General features: G+C 71.7%; 23 protein-coding genes. 10 read left to right on the top strand and 13 right to left on the bottom strand.

Going from position 1 to position 21,986, the window contains the following annotated elements:
* Positions 1-80: 80 nt before the first annotated feature.
* Genes cydC through EIW28_RS08695 form a run of 4 tightly spaced genes read right to left on the bottom strand, consistent with a single transcriptional unit; the run spans position 81 to position 5,902 of the window.
* Complete coding sequence (gene cydC, locus EIW28_RS08710) at positions 81-1,796, bottom strand: thiol reductant ABC exporter subunit CydC (protein ID WP_158630334.1); 1,716 nt, start codon at positions 1,794-1,796, stop codon at positions 81-83.
* On the bottom strand, positions 1,793-3,487 hold the full coding sequence (gene cydD / locus EIW28_RS08705) for a thiol reductant ABC exporter subunit CydD (RefSeq protein ID WP_125247297.1): 1,695 nt from the start codon (positions 3,485-3,487) through the stop codon (positions 1,793-1,795). Before cydD ends, cydC begins: the two co-directional genes overlap by 4 nt.
* Positions 3,484-4,482, bottom strand: a complete 999-nt coding sequence (cydB, locus tag EIW28_RS08700) for a cytochrome d ubiquinol oxidase subunit II (protein ID WP_125247296.1) — start codon at positions 4,480-4,482, stop codon at positions 3,484-3,486. The genes cydD and cydB overlap by 4 nt, the downstream gene beginning before the upstream one ends.
* Positions 4,483-4,495: 13 nt before the next feature.
* Positions 4,496-5,902 carry a cytochrome ubiquinol oxidase subunit I gene (locus tag EIW28_RS08695; protein WP_125247295.1) on the bottom strand — a complete coding sequence of 469 codons (1,407 nt, stop codon included), beginning with the start codon at positions 5,900-5,902 and terminating at the stop codon, positions 4,496-4,498.
* 148 nt (positions 5,903-6,050) lie between these two features.
* On the opposite strand from EIW28_RS08695, the gene proC reads away from it, so the two are divergent.
* The gene (gene proC / locus EIW28_RS08690; RefSeq protein ID WP_125247294.1) at positions 6,051-6,857 is read left to right on the top strand and encodes a pyrroline-5-carboxylate reductase; all 807 of its coding nucleotides are present in this window, start codon (positions 6,051-6,053) and stop codon (positions 6,855-6,857) included.
* A gap of 39 nt (positions 6,858-6,896) precedes the next feature.
* The gene (locus EIW28_RS08685) at positions 6,897-7,361 is read left to right on the top strand and encodes a GNAT family N-acetyltransferase (RefSeq protein WP_125247293.1); all 465 of its coding nucleotides are present in this window, start codon (positions 6,897-6,899) and stop codon (positions 7,359-7,361) included.
* A 135-nt stretch (positions 7,362-7,496) separates the two neighbouring features.
* Here EIW28_RS08685 and EIW28_RS08680 read toward each other — a convergent pair whose 3' ends face one another.
* The 5 genes from EIW28_RS08680 to EIW28_RS24145 all read right to left on the bottom strand — a co-directional run bounded on the left by EIW28_RS08680 (position 7,497) and on the right by EIW28_RS24145 (position 12,308).
* Positions 7,497-9,071 (bottom strand): endo-1,4-beta-xylanase, encoded by a 1,575-nt coding sequence (locus EIW28_RS08680; protein ID WP_125247292.1) that lies wholly within the window; start codon positions 9,069-9,071, stop codon positions 7,497-7,499.
* Between the two features lie 254 nt (positions 9,072-9,325).
* Entirely contained in the window at positions 9,326-9,808 is a 483-nt protein-coding gene (bfr, locus tag EIW28_RS08675) for a bacterioferritin (protein ID WP_125247291.1), read from the bottom strand.
* Between the two features lie 162 nt (positions 9,809-9,970).
* Complete coding sequence (locus EIW28_RS08670; RefSeq protein ID WP_112141324.1) at positions 9,971-10,156, bottom strand: (2Fe-2S)-binding protein; 186 nt, start codon at positions 10,154-10,156, stop codon at positions 9,971-9,973.
* Positions 10,157-10,243: 87 nt separating this feature from the next.
* Complete coding sequence (locus EIW28_RS08665; RefSeq protein ID WP_125247577.1) at positions 10,244-11,254, bottom strand: threonine aldolase family protein; 1,011 nt, start codon at positions 11,252-11,254, stop codon at positions 10,244-10,246.
* 43 nt (positions 11,255-11,297) lie between these two features.
* Positions 11,298-12,308, bottom strand: a complete 1,011-nt coding sequence (locus tag EIW28_RS24145) for a TY-Chap domain-containing protein (protein ID WP_158630333.1) — start codon at positions 12,306-12,308, stop codon at positions 11,298-11,300.
* A gap of 125 nt (positions 12,309-12,433) precedes the next feature.
* On the opposite strand from EIW28_RS24145, the gene EIW28_RS08655 reads away from it, so the two are divergent.
* The 5 genes from EIW28_RS08655 to EIW28_RS08635 all read left to right on the top strand — a co-directional run bounded on the left by EIW28_RS08655 (position 12,434) and on the right by EIW28_RS08635 (position 15,356).
* Entirely contained in the window at positions 12,434-13,105 is a 672-nt protein-coding gene (locus tag EIW28_RS08655) for a DUF3159 domain-containing protein (RefSeq protein WP_232013853.1), read from the top strand.
* Between the two features lie 176 nt (positions 13,106-13,281).
* Positions 13,282-13,911 (top strand): Crp/Fnr family transcriptional regulator, encoded by a 630-nt coding sequence (locus tag EIW28_RS08650; RefSeq protein WP_158630332.1) that lies wholly within the window; start codon positions 13,282-13,284, stop codon positions 13,909-13,911.
* Entirely contained in the window at positions 13,908-14,144 is a 237-nt protein-coding gene (locus EIW28_RS08645) for a hypothetical protein (RefSeq protein ID WP_125247288.1), read from the top strand. Before EIW28_RS08650 ends, EIW28_RS08645 begins: the two co-directional genes overlap by 4 nt.
* Complete coding sequence (locus tag EIW28_RS08640) at positions 14,107-14,613, top strand: hypothetical protein (protein WP_125247287.1); 507 nt, start codon at positions 14,107-14,109, stop codon at positions 14,611-14,613. The genes EIW28_RS08645 and EIW28_RS08640 overlap by 38 nt, the downstream gene beginning before the upstream one ends.
* Before the next feature lie 215 nt (positions 14,614-14,828).
* Positions 14,829-15,356 (top strand): hypothetical protein, encoded by a 528-nt coding sequence (locus tag EIW28_RS08635; RefSeq protein WP_125247286.1) that lies wholly within the window; start codon positions 14,829-14,831, stop codon positions 15,354-15,356.
* Here EIW28_RS08635 and EIW28_RS25635 read toward each other — a convergent pair.
* Together EIW28_RS25635 and EIW28_RS08625 are read right to left on the bottom strand one after the other, a co-directional pair.
* A complete protein-coding gene (locus EIW28_RS25635) occupies positions 15,248-15,526 on the bottom strand; it encodes a beta-galactosidase (RefSeq protein WP_408612196.1) in 279 nt (92 codons plus the stop codon). The genes EIW28_RS08635 and EIW28_RS25635 overlap by 109 nt on opposite strands.
* Entirely contained in the window at positions 15,523-16,041 is a 519-nt protein-coding gene (locus EIW28_RS08625) for a hypothetical protein (RefSeq protein ID WP_125247284.1), read from the bottom strand. The genes EIW28_RS25635 and EIW28_RS08625 overlap by 4 nt, the downstream gene beginning before the upstream one ends.
* Positions 16,042-16,170: 129 nt before the next feature.
* Between EIW28_RS08625 and EIW28_RS08620 the strand changes: the two genes are divergently transcribed.
* Positions 16,171-16,614: a PH domain-containing protein gene (locus EIW28_RS08620; RefSeq protein WP_125247283.1), complete on the top strand. Its 444-nt coding sequence runs from the start codon at positions 16,171-16,173 to the stop codon at positions 16,612-16,614.
* Here EIW28_RS08620 and EIW28_RS08615 read toward each other — a convergent pair.
* Positions 16,611-17,522, bottom strand: a complete 912-nt coding sequence (locus EIW28_RS08615) for a 2-hydroxyacid dehydrogenase (RefSeq protein ID WP_125247282.1) — start codon at positions 17,520-17,522, stop codon at positions 16,611-16,613. The two genes, EIW28_RS08620 and EIW28_RS08615, sit on opposite strands and share 4 nt — an antisense overlap.
* A gap of 142 nt (positions 17,523-17,664) precedes the next feature.
* Here EIW28_RS08615 and EIW28_RS08610 point away from each other — a divergent pair, with 142 nt between their 5' ends.
* Together EIW28_RS08610 and EIW28_RS08605 are read left to right on the top strand one after the other, a co-directional pair.
* Positions 17,665-18,813 (top strand): PQQ-dependent sugar dehydrogenase, encoded by a 1,149-nt coding sequence (locus EIW28_RS08610; protein WP_197717155.1) that lies wholly within the window; start codon positions 17,665-17,667, stop codon positions 18,811-18,813.
* Complete coding sequence (locus EIW28_RS08605) at positions 18,814-20,388, top strand: metallophosphoesterase family protein (RefSeq protein ID WP_125247280.1); 1,575 nt, start codon at positions 18,814-18,816, stop codon at positions 20,386-20,388.
* A 71-nt stretch (positions 20,389-20,459) separates the two neighbouring features.
* Here the strand turns inward: EIW28_RS08605 and mgtE are convergent, their stop codons facing one another.
* Positions 20,460-21,806 (bottom strand): magnesium transporter, encoded by a 1,347-nt coding sequence (mgtE, locus tag EIW28_RS08600; protein ID WP_125247279.1) that lies wholly within the window; start codon positions 21,804-21,806, stop codon positions 20,460-20,462.
* Between the last annotated feature and the right edge of the window lie 180 nt (positions 21,807-21,986).

The following is a 21,986-nucleotide window of genomic DNA, read 5'->3' as shown; positions in this document are numbered from 1 at the left end:
CTTAGGCGAGTCGGAAGGCCCCGGGCGGGGCCGTTGTGTTCGTTTCCACCGCTTGAATCTGGTAGCACCGTTCCGGGAGTCTACCCACGTGGTGCCAGGTCCAAAAGCGAACTGAGCGGCGCGTCACGCGGTGTCGGCACCGGCGGTTCGAGCCGGACGGTCCGGTCGACCACGCCGTCGGGGAGCGGCCGGTGGGTGATGATGATCGCGGTCTTGCCTTCAAGAGCGGCGGCGGCCGTTCTGAGTACGCGTTCGGCGGTGGCGGCGTCGAGGTGCGCGTCGGGTTCGTCGAGGACGAGGACCTCGCGGTCGGCGAGGAGGCAGCGGGCGAGGGCGATGCGGCCGCGCTCGCCGCCGGAGACGGCGCGGCCGTGCTCGCCGAGGCGGGTCCGGAGGCCGCCGGCGACGGAGCCGCCGCTGGCACCGGCGAGGCCGTCGAACCAGTCGCGGAGGCCGGCCCAGCGCAGGGCGCGGACGAGTTCGTCGTCGGTGGCGCCGGTGCGGGCGAGGCGGAGGTTCTCGGCGAGGGTGGTGTCGAAGACGTGGGCGTCCTGGGAGCACAGGCCGACGGTGCGGCGCACGTCGTCGCCGTCGTACTCGGCGAGTTCGACGCCGCCGAAGCGCAGTGATCCCTCGTAGGGCAGGAAGCCCATGAGGGCGGCGGCGAGCGTGGACTTGCCGGAGCCGGAGGGGCCCATGACGGCGACGCGCTCGCCGGGCTGGATCTTCAGGTCGAAGCCGCTGAGGGCGGGGCGGTCGGCGCCGGGCCAGGTGACCGAGAGGCGCTTGATCTCGATGTAGGGCGGGCCGCCGAGCGGGTTCGGTTCGAACTCCATGGGCTCCACGGGGTCCGGGCGCGGGTCGGGGGTCTGGGTGATCTCCAGGAGGCGGCGGCCGGAGGTCTTGGCGGCGGCGGTGTGCTGGGCCGCGGCGGGCAGGGCGAGGACGGGTTCGAAGGCGGCGAGCGGGACGAGGGCGAGGACGGCGAGGAGGACGCCGTCGAGGGTCCCGGCGGCGACGGCGGGGATGCCGGTCCACAGCGCTCCGGTGACGGCGGCGGCGAGGGCGAGGAGTCCGGCGGCCTGGCCGAGGCCGGCGGACCAGGCGATGCGGGCGTGGGCGCGGCGCAGGCGCTCGTCGACGTCGAGGGCGCGGGCGAGGGCGACGGCGTCGGTGCCGGCGGCGACGAGTTCTTCGCGGCCGTGGAGGCAGGCGCGCACGTGCTCGGTGAGGTCGCCGCGTTCGGCGGCGGTGGCGCGCACGGCGTACCGCGAGGACCAGGAGGCGAGCGCGGGCCCGGCGAGGCCGGCGGCGGCGAGCGCCGCGGCGAGGACGGCTCCGGCGGCGGGCAGGATCGCGGTCTGGAGGACGACGGCGACGGCGGCGGTGGCGATCGCGGAGGCGAGCGGGAGGGTGCCGCGCAGCCACCGGTCGCCGGTGCCGTCGACGTCGTCGACGAGGCGGGCCTGGAGGTCGCCGGAGCGCCAGACGGGGACGCCGGCGGGGGCGAGGCGCACGAGTTTGCGCCACACGGCGATGCGGAGGCGTTCGAGGCCGCGGAAGGCCGCGTCGTGGGAGACGAGGCGTTCGGCGTAGCGGAGGACGCCGCGGCCGATGCCCAAGGCGCGCACGGAGGTGATGGCGACCATGAGGTAGAGGATCGGCGGCTGCTCCCAGGCGCGGGAGACGAGGTACGCGGAGACGGCGAGGAGGCCGAGGGCGCTGAGCTGGGCGAGGGCGCCGAGGACGGCGCCGAGGCCGAGCCGGAGGGCGATCGGGTTGCGCCAGGTCGTCACCAGTCCACCTCTCGGTCGGCGATCGCGCGCACCGCGGCGCGGTGGGAGGCGATCAGGACGGTCCGGCCCTCGCGGTAGGGCGCGAGGGATTCGAGGACGGCGTGCTCGGTGTCGGCGTCGAGGTGCGCGGTCGGCTCGTCGAGGAGGAGGACGGGGGTGTCGAGGAGGTCGGCGCGCAGCAGGAGCCGGGCGAGGCCGACGCGGGCGGCCTCGCCGGCGGAGAGCCCGGCGCCGTTCGCGGCGACGCGGCGGCGCCCGTCGGGGGCGTGGGCGGCCGCGATCGCCTTGGCGACGGCGGGGTCGGACGCGTCGTGCGGGACGGCGAGGCGGACGTTCTCGGCGACGGTGCCGTCGATGAGGACCGGTTGCTGGGGCAGCCACGCGATGGAGCGGCGGACGGCTTCGAGGTCGAGGCCGGCGAGGTCGGCGCCGTCGAACGCGATGGAGCCGGACCGGGGCCGCCGGAAGCCGAGGAGCGCGGCGAGGAGGGTCGACTTGCCGGCGCCGGAGCGGGCGGTGAGGACCGTGGTCTGGGCGGCGGGCACGGTGAGGCTGAGTTCGGGCAGGGGGTCGCGGCCGGGGTAGGCGAACACGGTGCGGCGGAACATGATCGTGGGCGCGCGCTGGAGCGGGGGCGCGATGTGCGGGGCGGCGGCGAGGGCGGGCGCGTCGGCGGGCTCGGCGTCCGGGGCGGGTGCGGCGCCGGGTTCGGGGGTCTCGGCGAGGATCGCGAAGACCTTGTCGGCGGCGGCGAGTCCTTCGGCGCTGGCGTGGTAGTGGGCGCCGGCGTTGCGCAGGGGCAGGTAGGCCTCGGGGGCGAGGATGAGGACGAGGAGCGCGGTGCGGAGTCCGGCCTCGCCGGCGAGGCCGCCGTGCACGAGCTGGACGCCGACGGTGACGGCGACGACGGCGACGGACAGGGAGGCGGCGAGTTCGAGGACGAGCGCGGAGCAGAACGCGACGCGCAGCAGGGACATCGAGCGGCGCCGGTACTCGCCGGTGGTGACGCGGATGGCCCCGGCCTGCCGGTCGGCGCGGCCGAAGGCCTTGAGGGTGGGCAGTCCGGCGACGAGGTCGGCGAAGTGGTGCGCGAGCGCGGCGGTGGAGGCCCACTGGCGTTCGGCGCGGGCCTTCGTGTGGCGTCCGATGAGGACGCCGAAGAGCGGGATGAGCGGGAGCGTCGCGAGGACGATGAGGGCCGCGGGCGGGTAGGCGGCGAGCATGACGGCGATGACGGCGGCGGGGACGAGGACGGCGAGGACGAGCTGGGGCAGGTAGCGCGCGAAGTAAGCGTCGAGGGCGTCGACGCCGCGGACGAGGAGGTTCGCGGTCTCGCCGGTGCCGCGGGTGCCGGAGGGCAGGCGCATCAGGTGTTCGAGGGCTTGGCGGCGCAGGCCGGACTTGACGCCGGCGGCGGCGCGGTTCGCGGCGGCCTCCTGCACGGAGGCGAGGAGGGCGCGGGCGGCGAGGACGGCCGCGAGCGCGGTCAGCTGCGGGCCGAGGTCGGCGAGGTCGCGTCCGCCGGCGAAGGCCCCGGCGACGAGGGACGCGGTGAGCCAGGCGCCGGCGACGACGCACGCGGTCTGGGCGAGGCCGAGGCCGGCGCACACGCCGATGTAGACGGAGGCGCCGCGGGCGCGGTGGAGGAGGCGGCGGTCGAGCGCCGCGGGCCTGGGGGCGAGCTGCGTCATGCGACGGGGATCCTCTCGACGGCGACCCGCTGCCGGAAGACCCAGTAGGTCCAGCCCTGGTACAGCAGGATGAGCGGCAGGAAGACCGCGGCGGCCCAGGTCATGATGCCGAGGGTCTTGTCGGTGGCGGCGGCGTTCTGCGCGGTGAGGCCGTTCGCGGGGTCGCCGGTGGAGGGCAGGACGTCGGGCCAGAGGGCGCAGAACAGGGCGGCGGAGGCGGCCGCGATCGTCAGGGCGGTGGCGGCGAACGCCCAGCCGCCGCGTCCCCTGTAGTCGAGGGCGAGCCCGGCGAGGAGGGCGAGGACCGCGACGGCGATGAGGACGAGCGAGGCGGCGTTCCCGTGGGCCGCCTGGGTCCAGACGAGGAACGCGAGGGCGGGGGCGGCGGTGGCGGCGCCGAGCCGGAGGCCGGTCCGGCGGGCGCGGGCGCTCAGGTCGCCGGTGGTGCGCAGGTGCAGGAAGTAGGCGCCGTGGGTGGCGAAGAGGAGGAGCGTGGTGAGGCCGCCGAGGAGGGCGTAGCCGTTGAGCAGGCCCCAGACCGAGCCGGTGTAGTCGTGGTTGGGGTCGAGCGGGACGCCGCGCACGAGGTTGGCGACGACCGCGCCCCACAGGAACGCGGGGACGGCGGAGCCGATGATCAGGCACAGGTCCCAGCCGCGGCGCCACCGCTCGGTGTCGCCCTTGCCGCGGTACTCGAAGCCGACGCCGCGGACGATGAGGCCGAGGAGGATGAGGAAGAACAGCAGGTAGAAGCCGGAGAAGAGGCTGGCGTACCAGTGCGGGAAGGCCGCGAACATGGCGCCGCCGGCGGTGATGACCCAGACTTCGTTGCCGTCCCAGACCGGGCCGATGGTGTTGATCATGGCGCGGCGCTCGCGCTCCTCGCGGCCGAGGACGGGCAGGAGCATGCCGACGCCGAAGTCGAAGCCCTCGAGGATGAAGTAGCCGGTGAAGAGCACGGCTATGGCGATGAACCAGATCGTCGTCAGTTCCATTGGGCGTCCTCGGCTAGTAGGCGAAGGCCATCGGCTTGTCGGGGTCGTCGGACGGGCTGGAGGTGGACATGGCGAGCTCCTCGCCGGGCGGGCCGGCCTTCGCGAACTTGAAGAACAGCTTCAGGGCGACGACGGCGAGGACGAGGTAGACGAGGGTGAAGCCGATGAGGGAGGCGGTGACGGTGGCGGCGCCGACGCGGGGCGAGACGGCCTCGCTGGTCTGGTAGAGGCTGAACACGACCCACGGCTGGCGTCCCATCTCGGTGAAGATCCACCCGGAGCTGTTGGCGAGGAACGGGGTCACGGCGGTCCACATGACGACGGGCCAGAACAGGCGGTGCTCGGGGAGGCGGCCGCGGCGGGTGCACCACCAGACGACGACGGCCATGGCCATCGCGAGGAGCCCGAAGCCGATCATGGCGCGGAAGGACCAGTAGGTGAGCGGGATGTACGGGACGTAGTCGCCGGGCCCGAACCGGTCGACGTACTGGGCGTCCAGGTCGTTGATGCCTTGGACCCGGCCGCTGAAGGAGCCGGTGGCGAGGAAGGAGAGGAGCCCGGGGATCTCGATGATCGGGGTGCCGTGGCGGCCGTCGAGGGAGCCGACGGTGAGCACGGAGAACGGGGCGCCGGACGTGGTCTGGTAGAGCGCTTCGGCGGCGGCCATCTTCATCGGCTGGGTCGCGGTCATGACCTTGCCGAGGGAGTCGCCGGAGAGGATGAGGCCGAGGCCGCCGACGAGGGTGGTGAGGACGCCGAGGCGCATCGCGGGGCGGTGCACGTCGAGGTCGCGGCGGTGCATGAAGTGGTAGCCGGAGACGGCGACGACGACGGTGCCGGCGGTGAGCCAGGCGGCGAAGACGGTGTGCGGGAAGGCGGCGAGGACGACCGGGTTGCCGAGGACGGCGCCGAAGTCGGTGAGCTCGGCGCGTCCGGCGGTCTCGTTGAGCTGGTAGCCGACCGGGTTCTGCATGAACGCGTTGGCGGCGAGGATGAAGTAGGCGGAGGCCATGGTGCCGAAGGCGACCAGCCAGATGCAGGCGAGGTGCAGGCCGGGCCGGAGGCGGTCCCAGCCGAAGATCCACACGCCGATGAACGTGGACTCCAGGAAGAACGCGACGAGCGCCTCGAACGCGAGCGGCGCGCCGAAGACGTCGCCGACGAAGCGCGAGTACGCCGACCAGTTCATGCCGAACTGGAACTCCTGGACGATGCCGGTGACCACGCCCATGGCGATGTTGATGAGGAAGAGCTTGCCCCAGAACTTGGTGGCGCGCAGGTACGCGGACTTGCCGGTGGTGCGCCACATGGTCTGGAGGATCGCGACGACGAGGGAGAGGCCGATGGTGACGGGCACGAACAGGAAGTGGTAGACGGTCGTGACGCCGAACTGGATCCGCGCCAAGTCGAGAACGTCCATAACGCCCCAATCGCCCGTCGAGTGCCTGAGTCCGATTATCGTGGCAGCTTGGGCGATCCTGAGGGGACGAAACGCGCAATACACCTACTTTTCGCGGCCCTGCGGCGCGAGGCACAATCGATGGCAGCCGATTGCGTGAGGAGAGGGTATGCGGAGGGTCGCGGTGCTTGGCGCCGGGAAGATGGGGCAGGCGATCGTGTCGGGCCTGCTGCGCGCGGGCTGGTCGCGGGACGCGGTCGTCGCCACGGCTCGCAGCGAGGAGCGCGCGGCGATGCTGCGCGAGCAGTACGGCGTGCGGGTGGAGCCGAACGCGGCGGCGGTGGCCGGCGCCGACGTCGTGGTGGTGGCGGTGAAGCCGCAGGACGCGGCCGCGCTCCTGGACGAGCTGGCGGGCGCGTTCCGGTCCGACGCGCCGCTGGTGAGCATCTGCGCGGGGCTTCCGGTGGCGTTCTTCGAGAAGCGGCTGCCGGACACGACGCCGGTGGTGCGGGCGATGCCGAACACGCCGGCGCTCGTGGACGAGGCGATGACGGTGCTCTCCCCCGGCACGCACGCGGACGAGCGGTGCCTGGCGGCGGTCGAGGAGCTGTTCAAGCCGCTCGGGCGCACGCTCGTGGTCGACGAGAAGCACCAGGACGCGGTCACCGCGATCTCGGGCTCGGGGCCGGCGTACTTCTACTACCTGGCCGAGGCGATGACCGAGGCCGGCGTCCTCATGGGACTGCCGCGCGAGGTCAGCAAGGAGCTGGTGACGCAGACGGCGCTGGGCGCGGCCCGGATGCTGCGCGAGAGCGGCGACTCGCCGGTGGCGCTGCGCGAGGCCGTGGAGTCCCCAGCGGGGACGACGATCAGCGCGGTGCGGCAGCTGGAGAACCACCGGGCGCGCTCGGCGGTGACCGACGCGATCGAGGCGGCCCGGGACCGGGCGCGGGAGATCGCGGACGAGTATGCGTAGCGGGCGCACGGCCCGCGCGAAGCGAAGGGCGGGGGCCTGATGGGGGACGTGCGGGAGGTCAGGAGCGGGCGCTTCGCGGACCTGGACGGGCGGACGGTGTACGACCTGGCGCGGCTGCGGCAGGAGGTGTTCGTGGTCGAGCAGGAGTGCGCGTACCCGGACCTGGACGACGCCGACCTGGACGCGGACACGGTCCACTTCTGGATCGACCGGCAGGACGGCGGGGCCGGGGCGGCGGCGTGCCTGCGGGTGCTCCGCGGCGACGGCGAGTGGAAGATCGGCCGGGTCTGCGCGACGCTGGCCGAGCGCGGGACCGGCCTGAGCGCCGCGCTCATGCGGGCGGCGCTCGACTTCCTCGGACCGGAGGCCGACGTGGTGCTCGGCGCTCAGACGTACGCGGCGGGGTTCTACCGGAAGTTCGGGTTCGCCGAGTACGGCGTGGAGTACCTCGAGGACGGCATCCCGCACATCATGATGCGACACAAGGGAACCGATCCGAAATAACGGATAAATCCCCCTAAAGGGACCCCTGGTATCAAGTTTAAGCCGGGGGTCGGACAAGACCGCGCTTGCCGCGTTCACTCGAACGGATGAGCCCGGGAGCGGGGCCCCGGATCTTCACGCCCCGCTCCCGGACGGCTAGCGCGGCGGCAGCTGCGCCGGGTCGACGACGCCCCAGTAGGCGGCCTTGGCCTGGAGGCGGTCGTCGAAGAACAGCGGGGCCTCGTGCGGGCGCGAGACCGGCCAGGTGCGCAGCCACGAGACCGCGTCGTACAGGCCCCACATCGTCACCGACTCGAGCAGGTGCGCGCGCTCGCGCAGGACCTCGAAGAGCTCCTTGTAGTACCAGCCCTGGGCGACCAGGCGCTCCGGCGGCGTCGAGGGCAGGGACTCCTCCATGTAGTCGGAGACCGAGACGTCGAGCTCGGTGACCGCCTGGAGCACCCGCAGGCGCTTGAACGCGTCGATGGACTCGCCGAGGAGCTGCGGGTCGCGCTTGTAGTCGACGTGGGCCTGGTGGCCGATGCCGTCGACGGGGACGCGCTTGCGCTTGAGGTCCTGGACGAGGTTGAACATCGCCTCGCGCTTGTCGGGGAACTCGGTGTTGTAGTCGTTGATGAACAGCTTCACCCGGCGCGGCAGGACCCGCCGCGCGATCTTGAAGACCTCGCCGATGTAGGAGCCGCCGCCGAACACCTCGTACCAGCGGGAGCGGCGCAGGCCGTCGGTCTGCTCGGGGTCGATCACCTCGTTGACGACGTCCCAGGCCCAGACGCGGTCGCCGTAGTGCTCGGCGATCGCGGTGACGTGCGCTTCGAAGCGGGCCAGGAGGAGCGCGCGGTGCGCGCGGGTGCTCTGGAGCGGGTTGCCGTCGGCGTCGAGGAACCACCACGCGGGGGTCTGGTTGTGCCACAGCAGGGTGTGGCCCCAGACGCGCATGCCGTTGGCCTCGGCGAAGGCCACGATCTGGTCGGCCCGGTCGAAGGTGAAGACGCCCTCGGTCGGCTGGATCGCGTCCGGCTTCATCTGGTTGCCGGTGGTGACCTGCGCGAAGTGCTTCGCGAGGAGTTCGCCGGGCTTGCCGACGACCTCGGGCGGCTCGACGGCGCAGCCGATCGGGAAGTCGCATTCGAGGAAGTCCTTGAGCGGCAGCAGGTCTTGGATCTCGGGCTCCTGGATGCGGGTGAGCGTGAAGTCGTCGACCAGGATCGAGGTGAGGCTCGAGTCGGACTCGACGTAGAACTGGAGCTGGTCGGCGGCCTGCGCGATCGAGTACGTGCCGGTGAACTCGGTCCAGGCGTCGGGGGTGACGGCGGTGTTCCACCTGACCGACTCGTACGAGGTCGAGCCGGCGGCGTCGCGCTGCACGGTGGTGCGCAGGTCGGCCGCGGTGGTGCCGGAGGGCAGGCGCATGAGGACGCGCAGCTGGTAGCGGACGCCGACCTCGATGTGGGAGGTGATGTCGATGGCGGCCCCGTCCCAGGCGGCGGTGCGGCCCTCGACGAGGAGGCTCCCCTCGGCGGTCACCGAGAGGGCGGCCGGCCCGCGGGCGTACCAGCCCTCGGTGGTGCCGGAGGAGAAGTCGGTGGCGAGCAGCAGGTCGTCGGCGTGCGCCGGGCTCGCGAGGCCGAGCGGGAGCACGGCGGCGCCGCCGGCGGCCGCGGCCCCGGCGAGCAGCGCCCGGCGGGTGGCGTGCGGGGAGGAATCGGGCATGGACGCTCCTTTGCGAGGTGAGGGGACGCCGCGGCCGGGGAGTCGGGGGTGGCGGACCGCGGCCGGCGCTTCGAACGGATTCCGAAACTCTCGGAAACTTTCATTCAAAGTATTGATATGTTACGATCCTCTCGTCGGCGCTGTCAAGGCGGCGACCACCACTGTGGCGGAGATGTGAGGGGCTCTGCCGCAAGAAGAGAGGGGGCCGGCTTTCGCCGGCCCCCTCCAGGCGCTTCGGGTCGCGCCGCTGCGCGTCACGCCTCTTCGGGCTGCTCGATGAGGGACTGGATGTACAGCGCCTCGCCGATCTTCTCGATGAGCTCGAGCTGGGTGTCCAGGTAGTCGATGTGGTGCTCCTCGTCCTTGAGGATCGACTCGAAGAGGTCCCGCGAGACGTAGTCCTTGACCGACTCCATGTGCTCGATGCCGCGCTTGAGGCGGTCGATCGCCTCGACCTCGATCTGGCGGTCGCACTCGAAGATCTCCTTGACGGAGGTGCCGATGCGCAGCGGGAACAGCCGCTGGTAGTTGGGCATGCCGTCGAGGAAGAGGATGCGGTCGGTCAGGATCTCGGCGTGGCGCATCTCGTCCATCGACTCGGCGCGGGTGTACTTCGCCAGCTTCACGTAGCCCCAGTTCTCCTGGAGCTTGTAGTGCAGGAAGTACTGGTTGATCGCGGTCAGCTCCGCGGTCAGCTGCTCGTTGAGGAATTCGATGACCTGCTTGTCGCCCTGCATGGGTGGTCCTTCCCGGTCGTGCAGTCGCCGGTCCGGTGACCGGTCGACCCCAGACTAGGACGAGAACGGGGACGATATCCAGCCAGGAATACCTAAAATAGGACAACCTATCCTAACGGAGCGCATCCTAAAGGGACGGGAAAATCCGAAACGGCGGGAGGATCAGGCGGCGGCCGGGACCGAGTCCGTGAAGTAGCTCTCGATCATGTCGACCAGGCGCTCATGGCAGGTGCCGCAGCTGGTGCCGGCGTCGCACGCCTCGCCGATGGCCTCTTCGGTGTGCGCGCCCGCGCTGATGCAGGCGCGGACCTCGTTCTCGTGGACCGCGTGGCAGATGCAGGCGTACACGCACCGACCTCCGGCAGGTTAGGCAGGACTAATAAAGGCATGCCTAACCTACTTGATCGGAGGGCCGATCGGCAACCGTCGCTTCGGTCACTTCCCGAGCAGCGTGCCCAGGACCTTCACCGCGTGCTCGATCCCGGCGTCGTCCACGTCGAGGTGGGTGAGCATCCGGCCCCAGTCGGCGCCGAGGACCGAGATCTTCACGCCCTGGTCCGCGGCGGCCGCCGCGACCTGCGCGATCTCGGGGATGCGCACGAGCACGATGTTGGTCTCCACCTGCGCCGGGTCGCAGATCCCGAACGGCTCCAGCGAGCGCGCCAGGTGCCGCGCGCGGGCGTGGTCCTCCCCCAGGCGGTCGATGTGGTGCGCCAGCGCGTACCGTCCGGCCGCGGCGAGGAAGCCGGCCTGGCGCATGCCGCCGCCGAGGCGCTTGCGGATGACGCGGGCGCGCTGGGCGCGCTCGGCGTCGGTGATGAGGAGGGAGCCGACGGGGGCGCCGAGGCCCTTGGAGAGGCAGACGGAGACGGTGTCGAAGAGGCGGCCGTACTCGGCGAAGGGGGTGCCGGTGGCGGCGTGGGCGTTCCAGATGCGGGCGCCGTCGAGGTGGAGGCCGAGGCCGTAGGCGTCGGCGAGGTCGCGCAGGCGGCGGAGCTCGGCGAGGGGCTGGACGGTGCCGCCGCCGATGTTGTGGGTGTTCTCGACGGCGATGGCGCGGGTGACGGTGACGTAGGGGTTGGGGCGGTTGATCAGGGGTTCGACGAGGCCGGTGTCGAGGCGGCCGTTCGGGCCGGCCCAGGTGCGGGTGGAGATGCCGCCGAGCGCGGCGGCGGCGCCCATCTCGAAGTTGACGACGTGGGCCTTGACGTCGCAGAGGAGTTCCTCGCCGGGGCGGACGAGGAGCTGGAGGCCGATCTGGTTGGCCATGGAGCCGGTGGGGGTGAAGACGGCGGCGTCCTTGCCGAACAGGGCGGCGGCCTCGGCTTCGAGGGCGTTGACTTCGGGGTCCTCGCCGTAGACGTCGTCGCCGACGTCGGCGCGCATCATGGCTTCGAGCATGCCCGGGGTCGGGCGGGTCACGGTGTCGGAGCGGAGGTCGACGATCATGGTCCGATTCTAGCCGCGCGGCTAGGAGCGGCCGCCGTGGTCAGTAGGGGTTCTCGCCGTTGCCGATGCCGAGGACGGGGAGGTACATGCGCTCGCCGTCGGCGGTGAAGCCGTCGTAGACGATGTCGAAGAGGTCCTGGATGCCGAAGGCGCGCAGGGCGTCGACCATCATGTGGGCGGCCTGGTTGGTGGCGGTGCGGTCGGTGGAGTTGAAGGTGCGCGACCAGTTGGGCTGGGAGCCGCTGGGGGCGCGGAAGCCCATGCTCGGGAGGTTCGAGAGGCCGGCGCGCCAGGAGCCGCTGACGGCGGCGCTGGCCTCGACGCGGAGGCCGTCGTCGACGAAGGCGGCGACGTACCGGGCGGACCAGTCGCCGGTGCGCAGGAGGACGGTGCCGGAGGTGTCGACGACGGGGACGTCGGCGGCCATGTCCTGGAGGAGGGAGCTGAGGCGCTCGGTGAACTCGCCCATGTCGTGGCAGGCGGGTTCGGGGGGCCGGGGGCCGGAGCGGGCGTAGGCGGACCAGCCGGAGATGTCGCCCTTGCCGATGGCGTGGGCTTCGAGCTGCTCGAACAGCTCCGGGGAGAGCAGGCGCAGGGTGACGCCGCCGTGGAAGCGCCGCAGGTGGAGTTCGAAGATGAGGCCGTCGCGGTACCAGCGGATCCAGGGGCCGCCGTCGCCGCCGCGGATCTCGGGGGCGCCGAGTTCGGCCATCATGGTGCGCAGGACTTCGCGGAAGATGAGGGTGCGGTGGTTCTCGCCCTGGCGGCCGCGTTCGGCGGAGCGGAGGACCATGACCTCGATGGAGTAGAAGTCGGCGCGGCCGGAGACGGGGGTCTGGGGCGGGACGGAGTCGGCGATGGCGTTGCCGGTGTCGTAGCCGGTCTCGGCGCGCCACATGCCGATGTCGACTTCGGCGGAGCGGACCTGCCAGCCGAGGTCGGTCATGGCGCGGGTGAGGTCGGCCTTGTTCCAGCGTCCGAAGTCGGTTTTTCTGGCCCGGCGGAGCAGGTCGACGAGCTGCGATTCGCTGATCCGATGTGTGCCGAGCATCCGGTACCGTGCCAATCCGTCCGTAGTCGAGGCCGCGGGGCTGAAACCCGGCCGGCCACTGCGGTTAGGGTAGCCTTGCCTGAGATACCGGGTCGAGAGGTGAGGGTCGGGAGTTGTCCGATACTGTGCGGCAAGACACGCTCGTCAGCCTACTAGGCGGCAGGCGCGGTGCCTTCGACGCCACCGCCCCGCTTGTGGTGTTCGTCCTCACCTGGCTCGCGACCGGCGAGTCGATCGCCTGGGCCGCCTCGGCATCGCTCGCCTCGGCGGCGGCGATCGCGGCGGTGCGCCTCGCGCAGCGGCAGCGGCCGCGCGCGGTGGTCCTCGGCCTCCTCAGCGTCGCGGTGGCGGCGCTCATCGTGCTCTACACAGGACGGGCGCAGGACATCCTGCTCCCCCGCATCGTCTCGAACGCGGCCAGCGCGCTGGTCTGGGCGGGCTTCATCGTCTTCCGCCGGCCGCTCCTCGGCCTCATCGTGGGCGGCCTCCTGGGCCAGCGCACGCAGTGGCGGCTCGACCCGGCGCTGCTGCGCGCGTATTCGCTCGCGTCGTGGATCTGGGTGGCGATGTACGCCTTCCGCGTGGCGGTCCTGACCCCGTTCTGGAACGCCGACAGCGACGACCTCGCCGTCATCGGCGGCGGCGTGGCCCAGGTCCTCCTCTCCTGGCCCCTGCTCGTCCTGTGCCTCGCCGCGAGCGGCTGGGTCATGAAGGCAAGCCTCCCGAAGCACCACCCCGGCCTCCGACACCCCGTGGTTCCGGCGGGGACCCAGGAGCCGGAGAAGACCCCTTCGTAACCGGCTTCCCTTCCGCCCCAACAGCATCCGTTTCGCAGTCGGGTTTCCGACACGCGGCGTTTCAATGCGGCGATCTTGATGTGTGGACTAATACACTCAACAAGATGAAGTGGTCAACAGATCATGCGCGGGAGCCGCTACTCACGGAGGCGGAGTACGACACTCTCGGCTCCGGAGTGCACCGGGTCTCATACCCGAAGGGCTCGCTGCTGGTCCTCAACGGCGACCATTCGGACTTCGTGCTGTACCTGATCGACGGCTACGTCAAGTCCGTGCAGCGCAACCCGGACTGCATCCTCGGCATCCATGCGCCGGGGCGCTTCATCGGGGAGCTCGCGGCCTTGACGTCGAAGCCCCGGTCGGCCGACATGGTCGCGCTGACCGACATGACGGCGCTCTTCGTCCCGGCGGACACCTTCTTGAAGCTCGTCGCCAACGACGCGCGTCTGGCCGCGGCGATGATGCGCCAGCTCGGCGAGCGGGTGCAGGAACTCGGCGTCCGCGTCAAGTCGATCATCAACGCCGAGCAGCAGCTCGCCCGCGCGATCCTGGAGATCGTGCGCTCCGGCATCGGCGAGGAGGGCGACGACGGCCTGCGCCTGACCGGTTTCAACCAGCGCGACCTGGCATCGCTGTCGGGCATCTCCAGGGAGTCGGTCTCAGCGATCCTGCGGCCGCTCAAGGAAAGCGGGGTCGTCACCATCGGCCGGGGCCGCATCACCGTCCACGACCTCGAACCGATCGAGGCCATCGCCCAGCGCGTCGATCACGCGCTTTTAACAGGACACGCGCGTGATCCACGATGACAAGCCTCGATCCGTATCTCTCCGCAGCCGTTTCGGTCATCTCGGCGGTCGCGATGACGACCCAGGCGTGGCTGCTGTACCGCGCGTACCGCTACCAGAACGAGACCGAGCGGATGAAGATCGTGACGGACGAGCATCGCCGTGCCGTCCCGGAGCAGTCGCGGGAACCGGCCATAGAACAGGGACAGCCGACAGGTGACACGAACGCGAACGACCAGATTCAACGGTTTTAAGCTGGTCGAGCTGCTGCGGCAGCATCTTCCGGCGGACTTCGACCCGGAGGACTTCCTGATCGCCGGAAGCGCCCGCCTGTGGGCGGGGGGCATCACGCACCAGCTCTCCGATCTGGACCTGCTCGTGCGGCCCGGGAGCACGACGTGGGAGCGGGCGATGGAGCTCGCGTTCGAGCACGCGGTCGTGTTCGGGAACGCGCCCCTGCGGACGAGCGACTACAACGGCGACAAGATCGCGTGCCTCTACGGCGGCCTCCTGGAGGTCTGCCAGTCCTGGCTGCTCCCCGACAGCGACACCGAGCGGCTGCTCGCGAACGCGGACGTCATCGACGGCCTGAAGTACCTGCCCGTCTCCGAGGTGATCGCCTACAAGCGGTACCTCGACCGGCCGAAGGACCGCGCGGACCTGGCGCACGTCGAGCTCTACCGGAGCAGAAGGCCCGCGGCGGAGGGTTGCACGGTGCTCTGAGCGGGCGGCCGCGGCGAGCCGCCGCGGCCGTCGCCTTCGGAGGGCACCCGAATGGTGTCCTCGCGTGAATCGTTGGTGGACGGGGGTTTGCGGCGGGGGGTTAGGGTTTGTACGGCAGCGGACGGCTGCGACCCCTCGGATGAATTCGGACTTGGCATGATCGAGCGGCCTGCTGCTCGCGGCGCGGCCGCGGGGCCGGGGCGGGCGGCGCGGACGTGATCGCGGCGTACGTGTCGACCTTCCTGACGGCGCTGTGGTCGGCGTTCGTGCCGGTGACGCCGATCGAGCCGTACCTGGTGACGCTTGCGGCCGTGACGGACCACAGCGCGATCGGGCTCGGGCTCACCGCGGCCGTGGGGCAGACGATCGGGAAGACGCTGATCTTCCTCGGGGCGCGCGGGGTGTTCCACTCCGAGCGGGTGAAGCGGTGGGTCCACCGGCTGTCGGAGCACCGGAGCCGGCGGACCCCGGGCCGGCCGCCGGGCCCGGTGGTGCGGCAGATCAGGGCGCTGGGCCGGCCGCTGCGCCGGGCCGCGGCGAAGCTGACGGAGCTCCTGGAGCGGCCGGCGCTGACGCTGCCGATCCTGTTCCTGAGCGCGTTCGCGGGGCTGCCGCCGCTGCTGGCGACCAGCATCTACATCGCGGGCACGAAGGTCCGCACGCCGGTCTTCGTCATCGCCTGCCTGATCGGGCGGTCGGCTCGGTTCATCGCGATCGCGTACGCGCCGCAGCTCATTCTCTGAGGACGGCGGTCCCTCCCGGGGCGAGCGCCGACGATGACGGCGTCGAGCCGCTCGAAGTCCCGTTCGCCGGAGCCCGGATGCACACTGGCCCAAGCGAAGATGTTGACGCTCACGAGGTTGACGCCGGCCTTGCGCATGAGCCGGACCCGCGAGCTCCACGATGCCGTCAGGCGTGCTCGCGGCGCGGGGAGAGGCCGCGGCGGTACCCCTCCCAGAGGCTGCGCATGACGAAGATCTTCTCGTCGAGTTCGTCGTCGGCCGAGAGCGCGCGGCCCGAGTAGGGCGCGCGCAGCCGCCACGGCTTCTGGGCCGGGTCGCTCAGGTACACCACCGGGACGGTCCGCCCGGCGCGGCGCTCGGCCCGGATGTCGGCCACCTCGGTCCAGGCCGCGTACCGCTCGGTCCGCGGATTCGACTGGGCCCCTTCTGATTCGAGGGGATGGATGCCGCGCTCGTCGAGGACGACGCCGTGCCGGCGGGCGCCCGCGTACGCGACGGCGAGGGCGACCGCGGCGGCGACGAGGACGAGCCCGCCGAGGGTCGGGGCGTACCAGTGGCCGACGACGAGCATGTAGGCCACGGCGGGCACGAGCGCGACCAGCGCGGAGACCCCTCCGAGGAACAGGGCGCGGCCGATGACCTGACGCGTCGTCGGACGGAATGTGATCTTGACGGCCACACTCACCCCCACCAGGCTCGTTCCGCTGCCGATGAGCTGATCGTGCCACGTTCCGCGCGGACGTCAAGCGACAACCGGACAGAAACCGGACCGGCACCCCGCGGCGGCCGGGCCCGGGTGTGTCAATCTGGACGCATGACGTCCGCTGACTCCCCGCTCCCCGCCCGCCGCCTGCGCATCCGCCGCTCCGCGGCGATCACCGGCGCGGCCTTCGTCGCCTGGCTCACGGCCGCCCCGCTGGCCCTGGCGCTCATCGTGGAGCAGCCGCTGTGGGGCGCCGTCTCGGTGCCGCTCGGCGCGGCCCTGCTCCTGGCGCCGCTCGGCGTCTCGATGTGGGCCTGGCGCTCCGGGGTCGACGTCACCGCCGACGGCATCGCCGTCCGCGGCATGTTCACCACCCGCGAGATCCCGTGGCGCCAGATCGACGGCTTCGCCACCGGCGACGAGGGCGTCCAGGCCATACTCTCCGACCAGTCCCAGGTCAGGCTCGACCCGCTCAAGCCCGAGAACCTGCCGCAGGTCCTCGAGATCGGCGGCCAGGAGCTGCGGGAGGACGCCCCCGCGGAGGACGAGCGCTAGTACCCGTCGGCGACGACGTTGTCCAAGGGCGCTCCGGCTGCGGCCCTGCGGATCTGGTCCCCCACCGGCGCGTAGGCGCGGGCGATCGTGCCGTCGACCGAGGCGGCCACGTGCGGCGTGATCAGGGCGCCGTCGAGGTCCCACAGCGGGTGGTCGGCGGGCAGCGGCTCGGGGTCGACCACGTCGAGCGCGCACTTGAGGCGGCCCGAGGCGACCTCCGCGACGAGGGCGTCGGTGTCGACCACGGGCCCCCTGGCGGCGTTGACCAGGAGCGCGCCGTCCTTCATGCGGGACAGGAACTTCGCGTCCACCATGCGGCGGGTGGCGTCGGTCAGCGGGACGATCAGCACGACGACGTCGGCGGCCGGCAGGAGCTCGTCGACCGCGTCGATCGGGTGGACGCCGGGGCGGGCGCGGCGGGCGACCTTGTCGACCTCGGCGCCCAGCGCGGTCAGGACCGCCGCGATGCGCTCGCCGATGTCGCCCGCGCCGACGACCAGGGCGCGCTTGCCGACGATCGTGGTCGTGAACTCGACCTTCCATTCGTGCCGAAGCTGCTTGCGCGCGAACAGGTCGAAGCCGCGCATCGAGGCGAGGACCGCGCCCACGGTCCACTCGGCGGTGGTGCCCGAGTGCACCCCCCGGGCGTCGCACAGGGCCACGCCGGGCGGGACGACCGGGACCCAGACCTCGGCGCCGGCGCTCAGCAGCTGGATCGCCTTGAGCGAGGTCATGTCCTTGAGCGGGGTGGTGACCTTCGACTGGGCCAGGAACGGCGGGACCCAGAACTCCACGGCAGCCGGGTCCGAGGGGTAGTCCGACCTCCCGTCGTAGACCTCGACCTCGACGTCCGGGGGGAGTTCGCCCAGGAGGGCGCGGCCTTCTTCGTGAGCGATCCAGACTTTCACAGGTCCCGAGCATAGTCGCCGGGCGGCAGGTCACAGCAATCGCTTTCGCCCCGGAGGCATGAAACGCGGCCGAACCGGCAACCCCCGGCCGGTGCATCGCGGGGACCGGAGCCTGTCATCGGCGGCCGATAAGGTTGTCGCCATGCGCAGGTTGCTCTCGGCCGCGGCTGCGGCCGCCGCCGCACTCTCCCTCGCCTCGTGCTCGTTCGGGGAGCCGCCCGAGCCCGAGTCCGGCGAGCCCCCGAACCTGCCGACCCCCTCGGGCGCGCCCGAGAGTCCGGCCACGTTCATGGACGTCGTCGCCGAAGGGCTCGAAGTGCCGTGGGGGCTGGCGTTCCTCCCGGACGGCTCCGCGATCGTCGGCGAGCGCGGCGGCCGCCTCCTCCAGATCCCGGTCGCCGCCGACGGCAGCGTCGGCGCGCCCGAGGAGCTGCGCACGGTCGACGTCGACGACAGCGGCGAAGGCGGGCTGCTCGGCATCGCCGTCTCCCCCGGGTACGCCGAGGACCGCTCGCTGTACCTGTACTACACGACCGGCGACGACAACCGGATCGCCCGCCTCGACCCGACGACCGACGCCGCCCCCGAGCCGATCCTCACCGGCATCCCCGCCGCCGAGAACCACAACGGCGGCGCGCTCGAGTTCGGCCCGGACGGGTTCCTGTACGCCGCGACCGGCGACGCCGGAGACGAGGAGCAGGCGCAGGACCCGGAGTCGCTGGCCGGCAAGATCCTCCGCATCACGACCGACGGCGCGCCCGCCGCCGGGAACCCCGACCCCGCCTCGCCCGTCTACTCGCTCGGGCACCGCAACGTCGAGGGCCTCGCCTGGGACGCCGCGGGGGCCTTGTACGCCACCGAGTTCGGCCAGGACATCGCCGACGAGGTCAACCGCATCGAGCCCGGCGCGAACTACGGCTGGCCGTACTTCGAGGGGCCCGGCGGCGACGCGGCCTACGAGGACCCGGTGGTCTCCTGGGAGCCGTTCGAGGCGTCCTGCGCCGGGGCGGTCTTCCTGGAGGACTCGCTCGTCACCGCCTGCCTGCGCGGGCAGCGGCTCTGGGTCGTCCCGTTCGACCAGTCCGGCGCGCTCGCGGGCGAGCCGCAAGCGTCGGTCGTCGGCGAGTTCGGTCGACTACGATCGGTCGCCATGGGCCCCGACGGGATGCTGTGGGTGACCACCTCCAACCGGGACGGCCGCTGCGTCGAGGAGCGCGGCTGCACTCCCGACGACGCCGACGACCGCATCATCCGCTTCTCCACCAGTTACGCCGCACAGGGAAGGGTCTGAATGAACGACCGGTCCAGCTCCGTCCAGCGCCTCCGCGAGACCGCCCGCCCGCACCTGCGGCGGGCGAGATCCTGGTGGCGCAAGGCGAGAGCGGGCTGGTCGCGGATACGGCACTCCCCCAGGGCGCGGCGCGCCGGCACGGTCGCCGCGGTCCTGCTGCTCGGCACCGGGGCGGCCGCGGCCGGCCTCGCGCTCGTCGGCGGCACCAGCGCCGACATCGGCCCCTTCGACACGACGGTGGCCCTGCACCCGGACGTGCACGGCGAGACGATCGTGAACATCCCGCCCTTGGGCGACATCGTGTTCGACAGCCACGACGGGCCGGTGGGCCTGAACCTGACGCTCGACTCGGTCGACCCGGTCGAGGCGCGGCAGATCATGAACACCCCCGACGGCTTCACGCTCGCGGCCCAGAACCTCGCCTCGGACGTCACCGACGCGGTCATCCGGGTCGTCGTGGAGGCGCTCGCGATCGTGACGCTGTGCGGGCTCCTCGTCGGGGCGCTCGCGTTCCGCACCATGCGCCGGGCGCTGCTCACCGGGGTCACCTCGCTCGCGGTCACCGCGGCGCTCGTCGGGTACGCGGCGGCGACGCTGCGCGCCGAGTCGATCTCGCAGCCGCGCTACGAGGGCCTGCTCACCTACGCGCCCAGCGTCGTCGGCAGCGCCGAGGACATCGCCGAGAACTACGAGGAGTACGTCTCCGACCTCCAGCAGATCGTCACGAACATCTCCGGGTTCTACACGCTCGCGATGAACATGCCGCAGGTCGGCATCCAGGACAACTCGATCAAGGTCCTGCACGTGTCGGACCTGCACCTGAACCCGAACGCGTGGCACCTCATGGAGACCGTCGTCGGGCAGTTCGACATCGACGCGGTGGCCGACACCGGCGACATGAACGACTGGGGCTCCGAGCAGGAGGCCGAGATCTTCTCGCAGGGCGTGCAGCAGATCGACGTGCCGTACGTGTTCGTCAAGGGCAACCACGACTCGGCCACGACGGTGGCGGCGCTGTCCGCGTACGACCACGTGACGATCCTCGACGGCGAGGTGCGGGAGATCGCCGGGCTCCGGTTCGCCGGGGTCGCCGACCCGACGTTCACGCCGGACAAGGGCAGCCTGCCGTCGAGCGACTACGTGGCGCAGATGCTCACCGCGTCCGGGGAGCGCCTGGCAGGCGCGATCGAGGAGGCGGGCGGCGCCGACGTGGCGATGGTCCACGAGCCGCCGATGGCCGACCCGCTCGCCGGGACGGTGCCGCTGGTCCTGGCCGGGCACATGCACGAGCGGTCGGTCACGGACCTCGGGGACGGGACCATGCTCATGGTCGAGGGCTCCACCGGCGCGGCCGGGCTGCGCCACTTCACGTCGTCCTCGACGATGAAGATGGAGATGGACATCCTCTACTTCGACCCGGTCACCAAGGCGCTCACCGCGTACGACTCGATCTCGGTCGGGGCGCTGGACGAGACGGACGTGACGCTCGACCGGACGGTGATCCCCACCGAGGACCAGGTCGCCGAGGACGAGTTGCAGAGCGGCACGGAATCGTCCGCGCCGCAGCAGGACTGAGCGGCGCTCGGCCCCGCAGACGGCGGAAAGCCCCTGACGCCGTGGCGCGTCAGGGGCTTTCCGCTCGCGTCTCAACCGGTCAGGGCCGGTCCGAGGACGGCGGCCGCGACCGAGAAGTAGATGAGCAGGCCGGTCGCGTCGCACAGGGTCGAGACCATGGGGGCCGAGACCAGGGCGGGGTCGATGCCGACCTTCTTGGCCAGCAGCGGGAGCAGCGAGCCGACGAACGTGGACCAGGTGCAGATGACCAGCAGTGTCAGCGCGATGATGAGCCCGATGTCCCAGCCGTAGACGAAGCCGACGACGGGCCCGCCGACGATCGCGAGCAGGGCGCCCAGGACGAAGCCGACCCGGGACTCGCGCCAGGTGATGCGGAAGGCGTCGGAGAAGCGGACCTCGCCGACGGCCATGGCGCGGATGATCGTGACCGACGCCTGCGAGCCGGAGTTGCCGCCGGTGCCGGTCAGCAGCGAGATGAAGACCGCGAGGACGGTGACGTTCGCGAGGTAGGTCTCGTAGTAGTTGAGCACGGTGACGGTGAGCGAGGCCGAGACGGCGAGGACGAGGAGCCACACGGCGCGCTTGCGCGCCAGCATGAACACGCCCGCGGACAGGTACGGCCGGTCCAGCGGCTCGGCGCCGGCGCTGCGGGCGACGTCCTCGGTGTCCTCGGCCTCGAGGACCTCCATGGCGTCGTCCCAGGTGATGAGGCCGACGAGGCGGTCCTCGTGGTCGACGACGGGCAGCGCGTTGAGGTTGGCCTCCTGGATGAGGCGCGCGGCCTCCTCCTGGTCGGTGTCGGTGGAGACCTGGTAGTGCTCGCTCGCGATGAGGTCGGCGACCTCGGTGTCGGGGTCGGCGCTGACGAGGTCGGCGAGGGTGACGGTGCCGAGGAGCTTGCGGTGCCCGTCGGTCACCGGCAGCACGTCGAGGTGCCGGGGGCGCTCGCGCAGGTGCCGGATGCGCTCGATCGCGGCGGCGGCGCTCATCGAGGCCCGCAGCGACACGTAGTCGGGCGTCATGATGCGCCCGGCGGACTCGGAGTCGTAGCCGAGGAGCTGGGCGGTCTGGCGCCGGTCGGCGGCGCTGAGCTGGGCCTGGAAGCGGGTCGCGACCATGGCGGGCATCTCGTCGAAGAGCGCGGCCCGGTCGTCGGCCTCCATCGACTCGAGCAGTTCGCGCACGAAGTCGGTCTTGAGGCCGTCGATCAGCTCCTGCTGGTGGACGGGGTCGAGCTCCTCGAACACGGCGAGCGCGCGGTCCTTGGGCAGCAGCCGGAACCGGAGCGCCTGCTCGGCCAGGTCCATGCGGGGAAGCTCTTCGGCGAGTTCGACGGTCGAGGTGTCGGCGAGTTCGAGCCGGAGCGCGGCGAGTTCGTCGACTGCCGCGGGCGAAATGGGCTGAATGGTCGTTGCCATGCGTCAGCCACCTCCTAACACGAGGAAAGGGCCGTGCCCGTCAAGGAGCCCACTCGCGCTTGAGGAAGAGTCGCGCAGGTCAGGCCGCCCGCTTCACGATAAGAGGGCGCGAGGCACGGTGAAAGGAAAATGGGAAGAACACGTCGGTATCTCGACTAGATCCGGGGTCGTCGCCCATGG

Source organism: Glycomyces terrestris, from assembly GCF_003933745.1.
GTDB lineage: Bacteria > Actinomycetota > Actinomycetes > Mycobacteriales > Micromonosporaceae > Glycomyces > Glycomyces terrestris.
This window is presented reverse-complemented; position numbering and strand designations above follow the sequence as displayed.